This is a genomic window from Actinomadura sp. NEAU-AAG7, assembly GCF_018603865.1.
GTDB lineage: Bacteria > Actinomycetota > Actinomycetes > Streptosporangiales > Streptosporangiaceae > Spirillospora > Spirillospora litoris.
Map to the genome: position 1 here is coordinate 413,059 of NZ_JAHFZY010000003.1, position 16,827 is coordinate 429,885.

14 protein-coding genes are annotated in these 16,827 nt (G+C 73.3%); 13 read left to right on the plus strand and 1 reads right to left on the minus strand.

The genetic code is table 11. From position 1 onward, the window contains the following. The first annotated feature begins 360 nt into the window (after nt 1–360). The 13 genes from pyrR to metK all read left to right on the plus strand — a co-directional run bounded on the left by pyrR (nt 361) and on the right by metK (nt 15,027). Nucleotides 361–921 carry a bifunctional pyr operon transcriptional regulator/uracil phosphoribosyltransferase PyrR gene (gene pyrR / locus KLI87_RS16520; RefSeq protein ID WP_242892297.1) on the plus strand — a complete coding sequence of 187 codons (561 nt, stop codon included), beginning with the start codon at nt 361–363 and terminating at the stop codon, nt 919–921. Continuing rightward, nucleotides 918–1,859: an aspartate carbamoyltransferase catalytic subunit gene (locus tag KLI87_RS16525; protein WP_214617762.1), complete on the plus strand. Its 942-nt coding sequence runs from the start codon at nt 918–920 to the stop codon at nt 1,857–1,859. Before pyrR ends, KLI87_RS16525 begins: the two co-directional genes overlap by 4 nt. Next, a complete protein-coding gene (locus KLI87_RS16530) occupies nt 1,856–3,139 on the plus strand; it encodes a dihydroorotase (protein WP_214617763.1) in 1,284 nt (427 codons plus the stop codon). Before KLI87_RS16525 ends, KLI87_RS16530 begins: the two co-directional genes overlap by 4 nt. Beyond that, the gene (gene carA / locus KLI87_RS16535) at nt 3,136–4,254 is read left to right on the plus strand and encodes a glutamine-hydrolyzing carbamoyl-phosphate synthase small subunit (RefSeq protein WP_214617764.1); all 1,119 of its coding nucleotides are present in this window, start codon (nt 3,136–3,138) and stop codon (nt 4,252–4,254) included. Before KLI87_RS16530 ends, carA begins: the two co-directional genes overlap by 4 nt. Continuing rightward, entirely contained in the window at nt 4,254–7,598 is a 3,345-nt protein-coding gene (gene carB, locus KLI87_RS16540) for a carbamoyl-phosphate synthase large subunit (protein ID WP_156220997.1), read from the plus strand. The genes carA and carB overlap by 1 nt, the downstream gene beginning before the upstream one ends. Nucleotides 7,599–7,633: 35 nt before the next feature. Then, a complete protein-coding gene (locus tag KLI87_RS16545) occupies nt 7,634–8,521 on the plus strand; it encodes a dihydroorotate dehydrogenase electron transfer subunit (protein WP_214617765.1) in 888 nt (295 codons plus the stop codon). Further along, nucleotides 8,518–9,498: a dihydroorotate dehydrogenase gene (locus KLI87_RS16550; RefSeq protein WP_214617766.1), complete on the plus strand. Its 981-nt coding sequence runs from the start codon at nt 8,518–8,520 to the stop codon at nt 9,496–9,498. The genes KLI87_RS16545 and KLI87_RS16550 overlap by 4 nt, the downstream gene beginning before the upstream one ends. An 8-nt stretch (nt 9,499–9,506) precedes the next feature. Next, nucleotides 9,507–10,211 carry an orotidine-5'-phosphate decarboxylase gene (pyrF, locus tag KLI87_RS16555; RefSeq protein WP_214618093.1) on the plus strand — a complete coding sequence of 235 codons (705 nt, stop codon included), beginning with the start codon at nt 9,507–9,509 and terminating at the stop codon, nt 10,209–10,211. Between the two features lie 883 nt (nt 10,212–11,094). Beyond that, nucleotides 11,095–11,421: an integration host factor, actinobacterial type gene (gene mihF, locus KLI87_RS16560; RefSeq protein ID WP_021597647.1), complete on the plus strand. Its 327-nt coding sequence runs from the start codon at nt 11,095–11,097 to the stop codon at nt 11,419–11,421. A 115-nt stretch (nt 11,422–11,536) separates the two neighbouring features. Beyond that, nucleotides 11,537–12,103, plus strand: a complete 567-nt coding sequence (gene gmk, locus KLI87_RS16565) for a guanylate kinase (RefSeq protein WP_156220996.1) — start codon at nt 11,537–11,539, stop codon at nt 12,101–12,103. Nucleotides 12,104–12,129: 26 nt separating this feature from the next. Then, a complete protein-coding gene (gene rpoZ, locus KLI87_RS16570) occupies nt 12,130–12,384 on the plus strand; it encodes a DNA-directed RNA polymerase subunit omega (RefSeq protein WP_021597645.1) in 255 nt (84 codons plus the stop codon). A 59-nt stretch (nt 12,385–12,443) separates the two neighbouring features. Continuing rightward, complete coding sequence (gene coaBC, locus KLI87_RS16575; protein WP_214617767.1) at nt 12,444–13,664, plus strand: bifunctional phosphopantothenoylcysteine decarboxylase/phosphopantothenate--cysteine ligase CoaBC; 1,221 nt, start codon at nt 12,444–12,446, stop codon at nt 13,662–13,664. A 169-nt stretch (nt 13,665–13,833) separates the two neighbouring features. After that, the gene (gene metK / locus KLI87_RS16580) at nt 13,834–15,027 is read left to right on the plus strand and encodes a methionine adenosyltransferase (protein ID WP_214617768.1); all 1,194 of its coding nucleotides are present in this window, start codon (nt 13,834–13,836) and stop codon (nt 15,025–15,027) included. 59 nt (nt 15,028–15,086) lie between these two features. Here metK and KLI87_RS16585 read toward each other — a convergent pair whose 3' ends face one another. Next, nucleotides 15,087–16,772, minus strand: coding sequence for an MFS transporter (locus KLI87_RS16585; protein ID WP_308166040.1), 1,686 nt, complete (start codon nt 16,770–16,772; stop codon nt 15,087–15,089). Between the last annotated feature and the right edge of the window lie 55 nt (nt 16,773–16,827).

Sequence of the window (16,827 nt, forward strand, 5' to 3'; positions counted from 1 at the left end):
GGGAATCCACCTCCGGGGATGGTTACGGACAGTGACGGTAAAACGGGGACGGCCTCAGGTCAAGCTGATTGGAAAAAAGCGGTCGAATCAGTAGGTCTCGCTGGGGGTCGTCCGGATCGGCCGGAAGCCCGGCGGGCCCGGCCCCGCGGGCGCCGCGCCGGGGCCGCGGGCCGCTCCGCGCGCGTTCGAGTGTGACCCCTCTCACCAGGCAAGACGTGGACCGGTCCGATGCGGACCCGTGGGTACCGGCTGCTACGGTGTGGGGGACAAGGCGTCCTTTAAGCCCCGTCCTGTGAGGCGGGAAAGGAGGTTTCGGTGGTGAATGCTGCCTCCCGGCCGGACGAGCCGGCGGCGGCGCGCGTGGCGGACGGTGACCCCCGGCCCAAGGCCGTTCTGGAGGGACCGGACATCCGGCGCGCGCTGACCCGCATCGCGCACGAGATCCTCGAACGCACCAAGGGCGGGCACGACGTCCTGCTCCTCGGCATCCAGACCCGCGGGGTGACGCTGGCCGAGCGGCTGGCGGGCCTCCTCGGGGACGTGGAGGGCCGCCCGGTGCCCTGGGGGTCCCTGGACGTGACGATGTACCGGGACGATCTCCGGATGCGTCCCGCGCGCGCTCTGGGCCGCACGGAGGTCCCCCAGGACGGCGTCGACGACCGCGTGGTCGTCCTCGTCGACGACGTGCTGTTCTCCGGCCGGACGGTGCGCGCCGCGCTCGACGCCCTCAACGACCTCGGGCGGCCCCGCGCCGTCCAGCTCGCGGTGCTGGTCGACCGCGGGCACCGCCAGCTGCCGATCCGCGCGGACTACGTCGGCAAGAACCTGCCCACCTCGATGCGGGAGACCGTGCGGGTCCTGCTGGGCGAGAACGACGGACGCGACGCGGTGCTGCTCGGTCCGGCGGGGGGTGACCGGTGAAGCGCCATCTGATCTCGGCGGCCGACCTGACGCGCGAGGACGCGCTGCTCGTCCTCGACACGGCCGAGGAGCTGGAGAAGGTCGCGGGCCGCTCGATCAAGAAGCTGCCGACGCTGCGCGGCCGGACGGTCGTCAACCTGTTCTTCGAGGACTCCACCCGCACCCGGATCTCCTTCGAGGCGGCCGCCAAGCGGCTGTCCGCCGATGTGATCAACTTCTCGGCGAAGGGGTCGAGCGTGTCCAAGGGCGAGAGCCTGAAGGACACCGCGCTGACGCTGGAGGCGATGGGCGCCGACGGCGTCGTCGTCCGGCACGGCGCCTCGGGCGCGCCGCACCGGCTCGCGGGCTGGGTCCAGGGCAGCGTGGTCAACGCCGGGGACGGCACCCACGAGCACCCCACCCAGGCGCTGCTGGACGCGTTCACGATGCGCAAGCGGCTCGGCGACCTGGAGGGGCGCCGGGTCACGATCGTCGGCGACGTCCTGCACAGCCGGGTGGCACGCTCCAACGTGCTGCTGCTCGGGACGCTCGGCGCCGACGTGACCGTGGTCGCGCCGCCCACGCTGCTGCCGGTCGCGATCAACACCTGGCCCTGCCAGGTGTCCTACGACCTCGACGCGGTGCTGCCCAAGAGCGACGTCATCATGATGCTGCGCGTCCAGCAGGAGCGGATGAACGCCGCCTACTTCCCGACCGTGCGCGAGTACAGCCGCCGGTACGGGCTGGACGGCGAGCGCATGGCCGCGCTCCCCGAGCACGCCATCGTCATGCACCCGGGGCCGATGAACCGCGGCGTGGAGATCGCCGCCGAGGTCGCCGACTCGGTCCGGTCCACGATCGTCGAGCAGGTCGCCAACGGCGTCAGCGCCCGCATGGCCGTGCTCTACCTGCTGCTCGGAGGCTCCGAGCCCGCCATCGGCACGGAGGTCACCGAATGAACCACCTGATCAGGGGCGCGCGCATCCTGGGCGGCGCGCCCGCCGACATCCTCGTCCGGAACGGGCAGATCGCCGAGATCGGCACCGGGCTCGACGCCGGCGGCGCGCAGGCGGTCGACGCCGACGGCCTGGTCGCGCTGCCCGGGCTCGTCGACCTGCACACCCACCTGCGCGAGCCGGGGCGCGAGGACGCCGAGACCGTCGAGTCCGGCACGAAGGCCGCCGCGATGGGCGGGTTCACCTCCGTCCACGCGATGGCCAACACCGACCCGGTCGCCGACACGGCGGGCGTGGTCGAGCAGGTGTGGCGGCTCGGCCGCGAGGCCGGGTACTGCGATGTCCAGCCCGTCGGGGCCGTGACGCGCGGCATCGCGGGCGAGCAGCTCGCCGAACTCGGCGCGATGGCCGACTCGGCGGCGCGGGTCCGGGTGTTCTCCGACGACGGGCACTGCGTGTCCGACGCGGTGATCATGCGGCGGGCGCTGGAGTACGTGAAGGCGTTCGGCGGCGTCGTCGCCCAGCACGCGCAGGAGCCCCGGCTCACCGAGGGCGCGCAGATGAACGAGGGCGAGATGTCGGCCGCGCTCGGGCTGCGCGGCTGGCCCGCCGTGGCCGAGGAGGCGATCATCGCCAGGGACGTGCTGCTCGCCCAGCACGTCGGGTCGCGGCTGCACGTCTGCCACGTCTCCACGGCCGGGTCCGTGGAGATCATCCGCTGGGCCAAGAGCAAGGGCTGCCCGGTGACCGCCGAGGTCACCCCGCACCACCTGCTGCTGGACGACACCCGCGCCGGCACCTACGACCCGATCTTCAAGGTCAACCCGCCGCTGCGCACCGCCGAGGACGTCGCCGCGCTGCGCGCCGCGCTCGCCGACGGGACGATCGACTGCGTCGCCACCGACCACGCCCCGCACCCGGTCGAGGCGAAGGAGACCGAGTGGGCCGTGGCGGCGATGGGCATGATCGGCCTGGAGACGGCGCTGCCCGTCGTCCAGGAGGCCATGGTCGGGACCGGGCTGCTCGACTGGGCCGGGGTCGCCGAGCGGATGTCGCTGAGCCCCGCCCGCATCGGCCGCCTCTCCGGACAGGGCCGTCCGCTGGAGGCGGGATCGCCCGCCAACATCACGCTGTACGACCCGTCGCCGCGCCGCGCGGTGGACGCGTCGGAGATGACCTCCAAGAGCCGCAACACCCCGTTCGCGGGGCTGGCGCTGCCCGGACGGGTCGTCGCGACGTTCCTGCGCGGCACGCCGACCGTCCTGGAAGGGAAGCTCCAATGACCCCTGCTCTGCTGGTTCTGGAAGACGGCAGGGTGTTCCGGGGGACGGCCTACGGGGCCGAGGGCGAGACCTTCGGCGAGATGGTCTTCAACACCGGCATGACCGGCTACCAGGAGACCCTGACCGACCCGTCCTACGCGCGGCAGATCGTCGCGATGACCTCCCCCCACATCGGCAACACCGGCGTCAACGCCGAGGACCCGGAGTCCGGCCGCATCCAGGTCGCCGGGTACGTGGTGCGCGAGCCCGCGCGCGTGGCCTCGAACTGGCGGGCCACCGGCTCGCTCGGGTCGGCGCTGCGCGACCAGGGCGTGGTGGGGATCGCGATCCCCGGCACCCGCGCGCTGACCCGCCACCTGCGCGACCGGGGCGCGATGCGCGCCGCGATCTTCAGCGGCGGCGAGGCGCTCGCCCCGGGCGAGGACGCCCTCGTCGAGCGGGTCCGGCAGGCGCCGCCGATGGTCGGCGCCGACCTCGCCCGCGACGTCTCGACGGCCGAGCGCTACGTCGTCGCGGCCCAGGGTGAGAAGCGCTTCACGGTCGCGGCCGTGGACCTCGGCATCAAGGCGATGACGCCGTACCGGATGTCCGAGCGGGGGTGCGAGGTGCACGTCCTCCCGGCCTCCAGCACCGCCGAGGAGATCCTCGCGCTCGCCCCCGACGGGGTGTTCTTCTCCAACGGCCCCGGCGACCCGGCCGCCGCCGGGTACGCGGTGGACGCGCTGCGCGGCGTCCTCGACGCGGGCAGGCCGTTCTTCGGCATCTGCTTCGGCAACCAGATCTTCGGGCGCGCGCTCGGCCTCGGCACCTACAAGCTCCGCTTCGGGCACCGGGGCATCAACCAGCCCGTCCAGGACAAGGCGACCGGACGGGTCGACGTCTCCGCCCACAACCACGGGTTCGCCGTGGACGCGCCGACCGACGGCCCGTTCGACACCCCCTACGGGCGCGCCGAGGTCAGCCACGTGAACCTCAACGACGGGTGCGTGGAGGGGCTGCGGCTCCTGGAGCGGCCCGCGTTCAGCGTCCAGTACCACCCGGAGGCCGCGGCGGGCCCGCACGACGCCTCCGGGCTCTTCGACCGTTTCTGCGAGATCATGGAGGGGTCGAGGTAATGCCGCGCCGCGAAGACCTGACGTCCGTCCTGGTGATCGGCTCCGGGCCGATCGTGATCGGCCAGGCGTGCGAGTTCGACTACTCCGGCACGCAGGCGTGCCGGGTGCTGAAGGCCGAGGGCCTGCGGGTCACGCTGGTCAACAGCAACCCCGCCACGATCATGACCGACCCCGAGTTCGCCGACGCCACCTACGTCGAGCCGATCACGCCCGAGGTCGTCGAGAAGATCATCGCGAAGGAGCGGCCGGACGCGCTGCTGCCCACGCTCGGCGGCCAGACGGCCCTGAACACCGCGATCGCGCTGTACGAGAGCGGCGTGCTGGAGCGGTACGGGGTCGAGCTGATCGGCGCCGACGTGGACGCGATCCAGGCCGGGGAGAACCGCGAGCGGTTCAAGGAGGTCGTCGCGAAGGTCGCGCGCGAGCGCGGCCTGAACGCCGAGTCCGCCCGGTCGCTGATCTGCCACACGATGGAGGAGTGCCTGGCCGCCGCCGCCGAGCTCGGCTACCCGGTCGTGGTGCGCCCCTCGTTCACGATGGGCGGCGCCGGGTCCGGGTTCGCCCACGACGAGAACGACCTGCGCCGCATCGCCGGGGCCGGGCTCGACGCGTCCCCGACCAGCGAGGTGCTCCTGGAGGAGTCGATCCTCGGCTGGAAGGAGTACGAGCTGGAGGTCATGCGCGACCGCCACGACAACGTGGTGATCGTCTGCTCGATCGAGAACCTCGACCCGATGGGCGTGCACACCGGCGACTCGATCACGGTCGCGCCCGCGCTGACGCTGACCGACCGCGAGTACCAGAACATGCGCGACGTCGCGATCGCGGTGATCCGCGAGGTCGGCGTCGACACCGGCGGCTGCAACATCCAGTTCGCCGTGAACCCGGGCACCGGCCGGATGATCGTCATCGAGATGAACCCGCGCGTGTCGCGCTCGTCGGCGCTGGCCTCCAAGGCGACCGGGTTCCCGATCGCCAAGATCGCGGCCAAGCTCGCGATCGGGTACACGCTGGACGAGATCCCGAACGACATCACCCGCGAGACCCCCGCCTCGTTCGAGCCCACGCTCGACTACGTCGTGGTCAAGGTCCCCCGGTTCGCGTTCGAGAAGTTCCCCGGCGCCGACGGCACGCTCACCACGCACATGAAGTCGGTGGGGGAGGCCATGGCGATCGGGCGCTGCTTCACCGAGGCGCTCCAGAAGGCGCTGCGGTCGCTGGAGCAGAAGGGCTCCTCGTTCAGCTGGGCGACGGGCCCGGACGGGCTCGACGCCGCCGCGCTGGTGGAGTCCGCGAGCCGGCCGCACGACGGGCGGCTGCGCGACGTCCAGCGGGCGCTGTGGGCCGGGGCGAGCGTCCAGGACCTGTTCGAGGCGACCGGCATCGACCCCTGGTTCCTCGACCAGATCGCCGCGATCAACGAGACCGCCGAGGAGATCCGCACCGCCGACGACGCGCTCACCAGGGACAAGCTGCTGCGCGCCAAGCGGCACGGGTTCTCCGACGCGCAGATCGGCGAGCTGCGGAACCTCTCGGAGGAGGTCGTGCGGGAGCTGCGGCACGCGCTCGGCGTCCGCCCGGTGTACCTGACCGTCGACACCTGCGCCGCCGAGTTCGCCGCGCGGACCCCGTACCTCTACTCGGCCTACGACGAGGAGACCGAGGTCCCCCCGGGCGCCAGGCCCAAGGTGATCATCCTCGGCAGCGGGCCCAACCGGATCGGGCAGGGCGTGGAGTTCGACTACTCCTGCGTCCACGCCTCGTTCACGCTCGCCGAGGCGGGCTACGAGACCGTCATGGTCAACTGCAACCCCGAGACCGTCTCGACCGACTACGACACCTCCGACCGGCTCTACTTCGAGCCGCTCACGCTGGAGGACGTCCTGGAGGTCGTGTACGCCGAGCAGTGCTCGGGCGAGGTCGCGGGCGTCATCGTCCAGCTCGGCGGGCAGACGCCGCTGGGCCTCGCGCAGAAGCTCAAGGACGCGGGCGTGCCGATCGTGGGCACCTCGCCGGAGAGCATCCACCTCGCCGAGGAGCGCGGCGCGTTCGGGCGCGTCCTGCACCGGGCCGGGCTGCTCGCGCCCAAGCACGGCACCGCCTCGTCCTACGCCGAGGCCCGCGAGATCGCCGCCGAGATCGGCTACCCCGTCCTGGTGCGCCCCTCGTACGTGCTGGGCGGACGCGGCATGGAGATCGTCTACGACGACGTCACGCTGGAGTCGTACATGGCCCGCGCGACGGAGGCGAGCCCTGAGCACCCCGTCCTGGTCGACCGCTTCCTGGACGAGGCGATCGAGATCGACGTGGACGCCCTCTACGACGGCGAGGAGCTGTACCTGGGCGGGGTCATGGAGCACATCGAGGAGGCCGGGATCCACTCCGGCGACTCCGCGTGCGCGCTCCCGCCCATCACGCTGGGGCACGACGACATCCGCCGCATCCGCGCGTCCACGGAGGAGCTGGCCAAGGGCGTCGGGGTGCTGGGGCTGATGAACGTCCAGTACGCGCTGTCGGCGGGCGTCCTGTACGTGCTGGAGGCCAACCCGCGCGCGTCCCGGACCGTGCCGTTCGTCTCCAAGGCGACGGCCGTGCCGCTCGCCAAGGCCGCCGCCCGCGTGATGATGGGCGCCACCATCGCCGAGCTGCGCGCGGAGGGCCTGCTGCCCGAGGCCGGCGACGGCGGCTCGCTGCCGCTGGACGCGCCGATCGCGGTGAAGGAGGCCGTGCTGCCCTTCGACCGGTTCCGCAACGAGCAGGGGCAGGGCGTCGACACCGTCCTCGGCCCGGAGATGCGCTCCACCGGCGAGGTCATGGGGATCGACGAGGTGTTCGGCACCGCCTACGCCAAGTCGCAGCAGGCCGCCTACGGCTCGCTGCCCACCAAGGGGCGCGCGTTCGTGTCGGTCGCCAACCGCGACAAACGGCACATGGTCTTCCCCGTGAAGCGGCTCGCTGACCTGGGCTTTGAGATTCTTGCCACGGAGGGGACCGCGGAGGTCCTGCGCCGCAACGGCGTGCGTGCCAAGATCGTGCGCAAGCACGGCGAGGGGCCCGGCCCCGGCGGCGAGCCCACCATCGTGCGGCGCATCCTGGACGGCGAGGTCGACCTCATCGTCAACACGCCCTTCGGCGGCCCCGGGCAGTCCGGGCCGCGACTCGACGGCTACGAGATCCGCACCGCGGCCGTGCTGCGGGGCGTACCCTGCGTGACGACCGTCCAGGGGCTCGCGGCGGCCGTCCAGGGCATCGAGGCGGTCGCCGGGGGCCAGGTCGGCGTCCGCTCCCTCCAGGAGCACGCCGAGCGCCTCAGCGGCGCCCACGGGCGCACCGGGACGCGGTAAGGGCGCGGTCCGGGGAGGGACGAGGAGGGAGAGGTGTGTCCGACACACCGGTGCAGACGTCGGCGACGGTCCTGACGGTCCGCCAGGTGCAGGACTACCACGCGGTCACGCTGGTGGCCCCGGCGATCGCCGAGCGGTTCCGGCCCGGCCAGTTCGTGGCGGTCGCCGTCGGCGGTGAGTACTCCGCCCGGCTCGTCCGCCGCTGCTTCGGGGTGCACGAGGTGAAGTCCGACTACGGCGGCACCGTCGAGCTGGTCTTCGCCGACACCGAGCCCGGCACCGGCTGGCTCGCCGGGCGCCGCTCCCGCGACCAGCTCGACCTCCTCGGGCCGCTCGGCCGCCCGTTCCGGCTCCCGCGCGACCCGGTCACCTGCCTGCTCGCCGCGGGCGGGCCGGGCGGCGCGGCGGTGTTCGCGCTCGCCGACACGCTGCTGCGGCGCGGCTGCAAGGTCCACTTCGTGCTCGGCGGGCCGTCCGCCAAGGCGGTGTTCGGGTCGCGGATGGCGCAGCGCATCGGCGACTCGGCCACCATCACCACCGAGGACGGCTCGATGGGGGAGAAGGGCACCGTCCGCGACGTGCTGCCCCGCGTCCTCCAGGAGACCGGCGCCGACGTCGTCTACGGCTGCGGGCCCACCGGCCTGCTGCGCGCCGTGACCCAGGTCGCGGGCGACTTCGGGCTCCCCTCCCAGGTGTCGGTCGAGGAGTTCCTCCAGCGGACGGGCGCGTGCGGCATCGGCGTGTGCATGACGTGCATGCTGCCCGTCCACGGCGACGACGGCGTGACCCGCATGGTGCGCGCCTGCGCCGACGGGCCCGTGCTGCGCGGCGACCGCGTCCGCTGGGGCGACCTCGGCACCATCCCGTTCGACGCGCTGGGGGCGCCGCGCGTCCTCAGCGTCTCCGAGGGGGGCTCCCAGTGAGCGACCGGCTCAGGACCACCCTCGGGCCGCTGGAGCTCCCCAATCCCGTCCTGACGGCCTCCGGGTGCGGCGGGACGGGACGCGAGCTGGCCCAGTTCTCCGACCTGGCCCGCCTCGGGGCGTTCGTCACCACCTCGGTGATGCCGCAGGCGCGCGCCGGGCGCCCCACCCCGCGCGTCGCCGAGACGCCGAGCGGCCTGCTCACCGCCACCGGCCTGCCGAGCCCCGGCGTCGAGACGTTCCTGGAGCGCGACCTGCCCTGGCTGATCGAGCAGGGCGTCCGCACGATCGTGTCCGTCGCGGGCAACAGCGTCGAGGAGTACGGCGACATCGCCAGCCGCCTCCGCAACGTGCCCGGCGTCGCCGCGATCGAGGTCAACGTCGCCTGCCCGAACGTCGAGGACCGGGGCCGCATGTTCGGCTGGCACCCGACGGCCGCCGCGTCGGTCGTGCGCGCCGTCCGCGCCTACGCCCGGCCCGGCCTGCCGGTGTTCGCCAAGCTCGCGCCCGACGTCACCGACATCGTCACGATCGCGCTCGCCTGCGTCGACGCGGGCGCCGACGGGCTGACGCTGATCAACGCGATGGAGGGCATGGCGATCGACACCGGCACGCTGCGGCCCGCGCTCACCGGCGTGTCGGGCGGGCTGTCGGGGCCCGCGATCCGCCCCGTCGCCGTCCGCTGCGTCTACCAGGTGCACGCCGCGCTGCCCAGCACGCCGATCATCGGCGTCGGCGGCGTCGCCTCCGGCCTGGACGCGCTGGAGTTCATCCTCGCCGGGGCGAGCGCCGTCGCCGTCGGCACCGCGCTGTTCCACGACCCCGCCGCCGGGCCCCGCGTCCTGCGCGAGCTGGACGAGGCGCTCGGCGCCCGCCGCCTCGGGCGGCTCGCCGACGCCGTGGGCCTCGCGCACAAGCCCGCCGGATACGTCCCGCCCCAGGTGCGCCCCCAGGAGCCCGAGAAGGAGCCGCAGTGACCCCGCCCATCACCCCCGCGCCGATCGCCGTCGCCCTGGACGCCCCCGACCTGGACACGGCGGCGCGCTGGGCCGCGCTGGTCACGCCGTACGTCACCACGGTCAAGGTCGGCCTGGAGCTGTACCTGCGGTACGGGCCGGACGTGGTCGCCGCCGTCCGGGGCGCGAGCGGCGTCCAGGTGTTCCTCGACCTCAAGCTGCACGACATCCCGGCGACCGTCCGGGGCGCCGCCCGCGCGGTCGCCCGGCTCCGGCCGTCGTACCTCACCGTGCACGCCGCCGGGGGCCCCGCCATGGTCCGCGCGGCGGTCGAGGCGGCCCCCGACACGGCCATCGCGGCGGTGACCGTGCTGACGTCCCTGGGGGAGGCCGACCTGGCCGCGATCGGGCTGGAGGGGCCCGCGCCCGACGCCGTCCGCCGGCTGGCCGCCCTGGCCGTCGAGGCGGGCGCGCGGGCGCTCGTGTGCTCCCCGCAGGAGGCCGCCGCCGTCCGCGCCGAGGTCGGCGCGGGGGTCACGCTGATCACGCCCGGCGTCCGCCCGGCGGGCGCCGACGTCCAGGACCAGGCGCGCGTCGCCACCCCCGAGCAGGCCCTGGCCGCCGGGGCGGACCTGCTGGTCATCGGCCGTCCCATCACCGGAGCGCCCGACCCGGGCGCCGCCGCGGAGGGCATCGCCGCCGCGCTGCGCCGCGCGTCCGCCGGAGCCTCCTAGCGGCTCCCAGAGGCTTCCGCGGGGGCCTCCGCGGCCCTCTGCGGTCCTCCGCCGCGGCCACCCGGACATGAAAGATCTTCGCGTGTCCGGATGGCGAGTTTTGCTTTCCGGGCAACGTTTAGGGCCCGCTGTACTACGGCCCGCACTAGGGCGTCCTGCATCGTTCTTAGTCGTTTCTCCGCAATGCCAATCGGGCGCCGGGGTCTTCCCCAATCCGGTACGCGCCGAACGGCGGAAGTCGTTCACCCGGGCCCGGGGTTTGCGGGCATCGTTACTCGGAGTTGTCACCCCGGTTCCGGTGGAATCGTTTCCGCGCGCCATCGGCGGGCCGGAGGGCGCGCGGCGGCGGGCGCACGCGCGCGGCCGGGCGCCTGCGGGGAGGGGGAGCGGGGAGCGGGACGAGGCGGCGACTCCAGGGTCGGTAACGATCTTGGCGGGCGACGTGTCACGAGGATGGCAGGCCCGGTGCCGCCCCGACGTGCGGAACGGCCCGGCGTGACGAGCGTCACTAGCCTCCCGGCGGGGTGTGGGGGACGTCACACGCGCGTCAGGGCCTGGACCGGTGGGAGCGGGCCCGCGGATGCCGGGATCATGGTCCAGAGCTCCCGCCCGCCTCCTGGCCGCCATGGCATTCTGGTACTCGGTGCCGCAAATGGGGTCAGAAAGGGGGGATTTTCACGATCATGCGAAAGTCCCAGCAAGGCACGGGGATGGGCCCCGCACCGGCGAAGTTGTGTACACTCGGTATTCAGGACACTCCGGGGAGTGATTTTCGTGAATTTGTGGCGGGCTAAACGGCACTTCACGTTGCCTTATGGGGCGTGAACTCGCTAGTTTCCCAACCCGTCCGACTCCATCGAGTGGAAACCTGAGGTGACCCGGCGTGGCTCTTCCGCCCCTAACCCCCGAACAGCGCGCCGCAGCCCTGGAGAAGGCTGCCAAGGCGCGCAAGGAGCGGGCCGAGGTTAAGAACAAGCTCAAGCACGGGGGAACCTCTCTCGCGGAGGTTCTCAAGGAGGGTCAGTCCGATGACGTCATCGGAAAGATGAAGGTCTCGGCCCTCCTGGAATCACTTCCCGGCGTGGGCAAGGTCCGTGCGAAGCAGATCATGGAGCGTCTGGGTATCGCCGAGTCCCGCCGCGTGCGGGGCCTCGGCGCGAACCAGCGCGCCTCCCTGGAGCGTGAGTTCGGCGGAAGTGCGAACCGCTGACACGCGACTCACGGTCGGGCGCGGCGGCGTGACCGCCGCGGCCGGCTCGGGGCTCCCCCTGGCCGGCTCCATCCCGTCCGGCTCCGGCGCACCCATTCCTGCGCCGGACGGCTCCATGCCGCATGGCCCGCTCCTCCGGCGGCTGACGGTCCTCTCCGGGCCGTCAGGCGTCGGCAAGAGCACGGTCGTCGCCGAGATCCGGCGCTCACACCCCCGGGTGTGGCTGTCGGTCTCGGTGACCACCCGGTCCCCCCGGCCGGGTGAGACCCACGGCGTGCAGTACTTCTTCGTCGACGACGCCGGCTTCGACCGGCTCGTCGCCGAGGGGGAGCTGCTCGAATGGGCGGAGTTCGCGGGCAACCGCTACGGCACCCCCCGCGGCCCCGTCGAGGAACGGCTGGCGCGCGGCGAGCCGGTGCTCCTGGAGATCGACCTCCAGGGCGCCCGGCAGGTCCGCCAGGCGATGCCGGAGTCCCGGCTGGTGTTTCTCGCCCCGCCCTCGTGGGAGGAGCTCGTCCGCCGGCTCACGGGCCGGGGCACCGAGCCCCCCGAGGTGATCGAACGCCGGCTCGACGCCGCCCGCGTGGAGCTGGCCGCCGAGCAGGAGTTCGACGTGACGCTCGTCAACACCGCCGTCCAGGACGTGTGCGCCGAGCTGCTAGCCTTGATGGCTGATCGCTAGAAGCCGAACCTAGGGAAGGCCACCGAGTGGCAGCCAGCAATGAGGGCATCACCAACCCCTCGATCGACGAGCTCCTGGAGGTCGTCGACACCAAGTACGGCCTCGTGAGCATCGCGGCCAAGCGCGCGCGCCAGATCAACGCCTACTACGCCCAGCTGGGCGAGGGCCTGCTGGAGTACGTCGGCCCGCTCGTCGAGACGCAGGTGCAGGAGAAGCCCCTCTCCATCGCCCTGCGCGAGACCCGCGAGGGCCTCCTGAACGCCGAGCCCATCGAGGGCTGAGTCCGCCCCACCGGGCCCGCCGTGCCACGGGTCGGTCGCCTGATGGGAAAGTTGAGCGCATGACCTCCCGTAAGCCGCGTGTCGTGTTGGGCGTGGGCGCCGGCATCGCCGCGTACAAGGTGTGCGAGCTGCTCCGGCGGCTCACCGAGTCGGGGCACGACGTCCGGGTCGTGCCGACCGCCGACGCGCTCCGGTTCGTCGGCGAGCCCACCTGGGCCGCCCTGTCGGGGCACCCGGTCTCCGCGCAGGTGTGGGACGACGTCCCCGCCGTGCCGCACGTGCGGCTGGGGCAGGACGCCGACCTGGTGCTCGTGGCGCCGGCCACCGCCGACCTGCTCGCCAGGGCCGCGCACGGCCTCGCCGACGACCTGCTCACGAACACGCTGCTCACCGCGCACTGCCCGGTCGTGTTCGCGCCCGCGATGCACACCGAGATGTGGGAGCACCCCGCGACCCGCGCGAACGTCGAGACGCTGCGCTCGCGCGGCGCGGTCGTCGTCGAGCCCGCGTCCGGGCGGCTGACCGGCAAGGACACCGGCCCCGGCCGGCTGCCCGACCCGGGCGAGCTGTTCGAGGTCGCCCGGCGCGTCCTCGCGCGGGGCGCGGGCGACGCCGACCTCGCGGGGCGGCACGTCGTGGTGTCGGCGGGCGGCACCCGCGAGCCGATCGACCCGGTCCGCTTCATCGGCAACCGCTCGTCCGGGCTCCAGGGGTACGCGCTGGCGCGGACGGCGGTCGCCCGCGGCGCCCGCGTGACGCTGGTGGCGGCCAACGTCGCACTGCCCGACCCGGCTGGCGCGCGGGTCGTCCCGGTGGGGTCGGCCGAGCAGTTGCGCGCGGCGGTCCTCGCGGCGGCGGAGGAGGCCGACGCGGTCGTCATGGCCGCCGCCGTCGCCGACTTCCGGCCCGCCGGCTACCGGGACTCCAAGATCAAGAAGACCGAGGGTGCGGGCCCCGAGCCCATCGCGCTGGCGCAGAACGCCGACATCCTCGCCGAGCTCGGCCGGACGCGGCGCCCCGAGCAGGTGATCGTCGGGTTCGCCGCCGAGACCGACGACGTGCTCGCCAACGGCCGCGCCAAGCTCGCCCGCAAGGGCAGCGACCTCCTCGTCGTCAACCAGGTCGGCGAGGACCTCGCCTTCGGGCGCCCCGACAACGCGGCGGTCGTGCTCGGCGCCGACGGCTCCGAGACCGAGGTGCCGCGCGGGGCCAAGGAGGCCCTCGCCGACGTCGTCTGGGACCTCGTCGCCGCCCGCCTGAAGCCCGCGGCGCCCGGGTGAGCGGCCGAGCGGGCCTGCATCGCGGCTTTAGGGCGCCTCCAGCCGATCCCGCTAGACTCGCCCTCATCATCCAAGGGGAACCGGTGGAGGGGCGGCGTCCCGCCACCGGGCACGACAAACAATCCGTCCTGCGACGTCAGTCAGCAGCCGCTGCAAGGAGCTCACGTACGTGTCTCGCCGCCTGTTCACCTCCGAGTCCGTCACCGAAGGCCACCCGGACAAGATCGCGGACCAGATCAGCGACGCGATCCTCGACTCGATGCTCAAGGACGACCCGCGCAGCCGGGTCGCCGTCGAGACGATGATCACGACCGGTCAGGTGCATGTGGCCGGTGAGGTCACCACCGAGACCTATGTCGACCTCCCCGGCGTGATCCGGGAGAAGATCCTTGAGATCGGCTACGACTCGTCCAAGAAGGGCTTCGACGGGCACTCCTGCGGCGTGTCGGTGTCCATCGGGGCGCAGTCGCCCGACATCGCGCAGGGCGTCGACGACGCCTACGAGACCCGCGAGGGCGAGGGCGTCGACGACCTCGACCGGCAGGGCGCGGGCGACCAGGGCCTGATGTTCGGCTACGCCACGAGCGAGACGCCCGAGCTGATGCCGCTGCCGATCACGATCGCGCACCGGCTCGCGCAGCGGCTCTCGCACGTCCGCAAGAGCGGCGACGTCCCCTACCTGCGCCCCGACGGCAAGACCCAGGTCACGATCGAGTACGACGGCGACCGCGCCGTCCGCCTCGACACCGTCGTGGTGTCCTCGCAGCACGCGCCCGACATCGACCTGAAGGAACTGCTCACCCCCGACGTCAAGGAGCACGTCGTCGACCCGGTGCTCGCCGCGTTCGACCTAGACACCTCCGGCTACCGGCTGCTGGTCAACCCCACCGGCCGGTTCGAGATCGGCGGGCCGATGGGCGACGCGGGCCTCACCGGCCGCAAGATCATCGTTGACACCTACGGCGGCATGGCCCGGCACGGCGGCGGCGCGTTCTCCGGCAAGGACCCGTCCAAGGTCGACCGGTCCGCCGCGTACGCGATGCGGTGGGTCGCCAAGAACATCGTCGCCGCGGGCCTCGCCGACCGCGCCGAGGTGCAGGTCGCCTACGCGATCGGCAAGGCGCACCCGGTCGGGGTGTTCGTGGAGACCTTCGGCACGGAGAAGGTCCCGGCCGCGCGCATCCAGGCCGCCGTGCCCGAGGTGTTCGACCTGCGTCCGGCCGCGATCGTCCGCGACCTCGACCTGCTCCGCCCGATCTACCAGCAGACCGCCGCCTACGGTCACTTCGGCCGGCCGGAGCCCGACTTCTCCTGGGAGTCGACCGACCGCGCCAAGGACCTGGCCAGCGCCGCCGGCCTGTAACCGCGACGGGGAAGGGCCCCGGGGACGACGTCCCCGGGGCCCTTCCCTGTGTCCGCGTGTCAGCTCGGGCAGTGGTTGCCGCGGTGCAGGCCGTACCGGGCGGCGATGGTGTAGCGGCCGGGGGCCTTGACGTCCATCCGGACGAACTCGCCCGCGCGGGCCAGGCAGCCGCCGCCCCCGCCGGTGACGCTGAGCCAGGGCGACCAGGAGACGCGCACCAGCGTCGATCCGGCGGCGGGCGCGTCGACGACGAGCTGGCCGGAGTTGACGCGCCTCACCTTCGCCGGGGCGTCCACCAGCGGCGTCGGGCGCGAGACGCGGAAGATCCGCCAGTGCTCGTCGCTCCACACCTCGGTCAGGTAGGGCTGGCCCGCCTCGACGAGGTCGGCCTCGTCCTGCGCGGACCAGTCGGTCTCCTGGGTGGGCAGGACGACGTAGTGCACCGCCCATTTGTGCAGCCAGTCGCGGTAGGACGCGGCGGTGAGCGCGCCCTCCTCGTAGAACAGCGCGTGGCGCTCGGCGTCGACCTGCCGGTTCCAGCCGCGGGCGAGGATGAAGTGGCGGCTCAGCCCCGACGCCTCCCAGTGCGAGCGCAGCGGCACGACCTCGATGCGGGTGTCGTCGGCGCCGAGCGCCTTCATCTCGTCGATGAGGCCGCGGGCGTGCCGCGCGGCGGCGTCCGCCGGCTCGGTGTGGATCACGTCGTCGACGGGCTTCACGACCTGCCAGGACGCGGTGACGATGAACGCCGCCGACAGCACCGCGATCCGCGCCCGGCCGTGGGCGCGCGCGACCGCGGGCAGCAGGAACATGCCGCCGAACAGCAGCGAGAGCCGCTCGACGTTGCTGCCGACCGGCGAGGGGATGAGCCAGGTCAGCGTGATCCCGGCGAGGTAGACGGCCGCGCCGATCCGCACGATCTTCCACTCGCGGGGCGCGCACAGCAGCACCGCGACGACGCTGGCGATGGCGGGCAGCACGATCGCGTCGAGCGAGATCGGCTGGACGCCGCTGAAGGGGAACAGCAGGCTGGTCGTGCCGACGACCAGCGGGGGCCCGGCGGCCAGGCAGATCCCGGCGCGCCGCCGCCCGGTGAGGATCAGCGCGGCGGCCAGCACCATCAGGAACAGCCCGGCGACGGGGCTGGACAGCGTGGCCAGCAGGCCGAGCCCGACCATGGCCGCCGCGCGCAGCGCCGGGGTGCCGTACTCGGTGAAGACGACGATCGTCGCGGCGAGCGCGAACAGCAGGCCGAGCCCGAAGGTGACGCGCCCCGAGGCGGAGTTGCAGACCAGCGCGAACGCCGCCCACAGGCTCGCGGGCAGCGCGACCGGCGTGCGGAAGCGCCGCAGCAGGTAGGCGGTCAGCGTGGCCGACAGGGTGCCGGTCACCACCGCGACGGTCCGGATGCCGAACACGGCCATCAGGTAGGGCGACAGGACGCTGTAGGACGCCGGGTGCATCCCGCCGTACCAGGCGAAGCTGTAGGCGGTGTCGGGGTGCTTCCAGGCGAAGTCGGTCCAGGCGGCCTGGGCGGCGAGGTCGCCGCCCTCGGTCGCGAGGTACAGCGCCCACAGCAGGTGCATGACGGCGGAGGCGACGGTGGCCGCCACCACGGGATGGCGCGGGTTCGTCCACCGGCGCCAGTCGGCGAGGGCGGTGAGTGCCGTGGACCTCGGGGAGCGGCGCTGCGGCCCCTCCCGGGGCGGCGCGTCCGTCCGTTCTGGGGTATGCGCTGCTGTCACATCGCCTACGGAGCTCGTCGGGCGGCGAGGGGGCCGGCGGGCGCCGGGCGGTCTC

Bases quoted from the DNA above. Each gene is read 5' to 3' on its own strand.
- KLI87_RS16530 (WP_214617763.1), top strand. From the start codon at position 1,856: ATGAACCACCTGATCAGGGGCGCGCGCATCCTGGGCGGCGCGCCCGCC.
- gmk (WP_156220996.1), top strand. From the start codon at position 11,537: ATGCCGCATGGCCCGCTCCTCCGGCGGCTGACGGTCCTCTCCGGGCCG.
- carA (WP_214617764.1), top strand. From the start codon at position 3,136: ATGACCCCTGCTCTGCTGGTTCTGGAAGACGGCAGGGTGTTCCGGGGG.
- coaBC (WP_214617767.1), top strand. From the start codon at position 12,444: ATGACCTCCCGTAAGCCGCGTGTCGTGTTGGGCGTGGGCGCCGGCATC.
- carB (WP_156220997.1), top strand. From the start codon at position 4,254: ATGCCGCGCCGCGAAGACCTGACGTCCGTCCTGGTGATCGGCTCCGGG.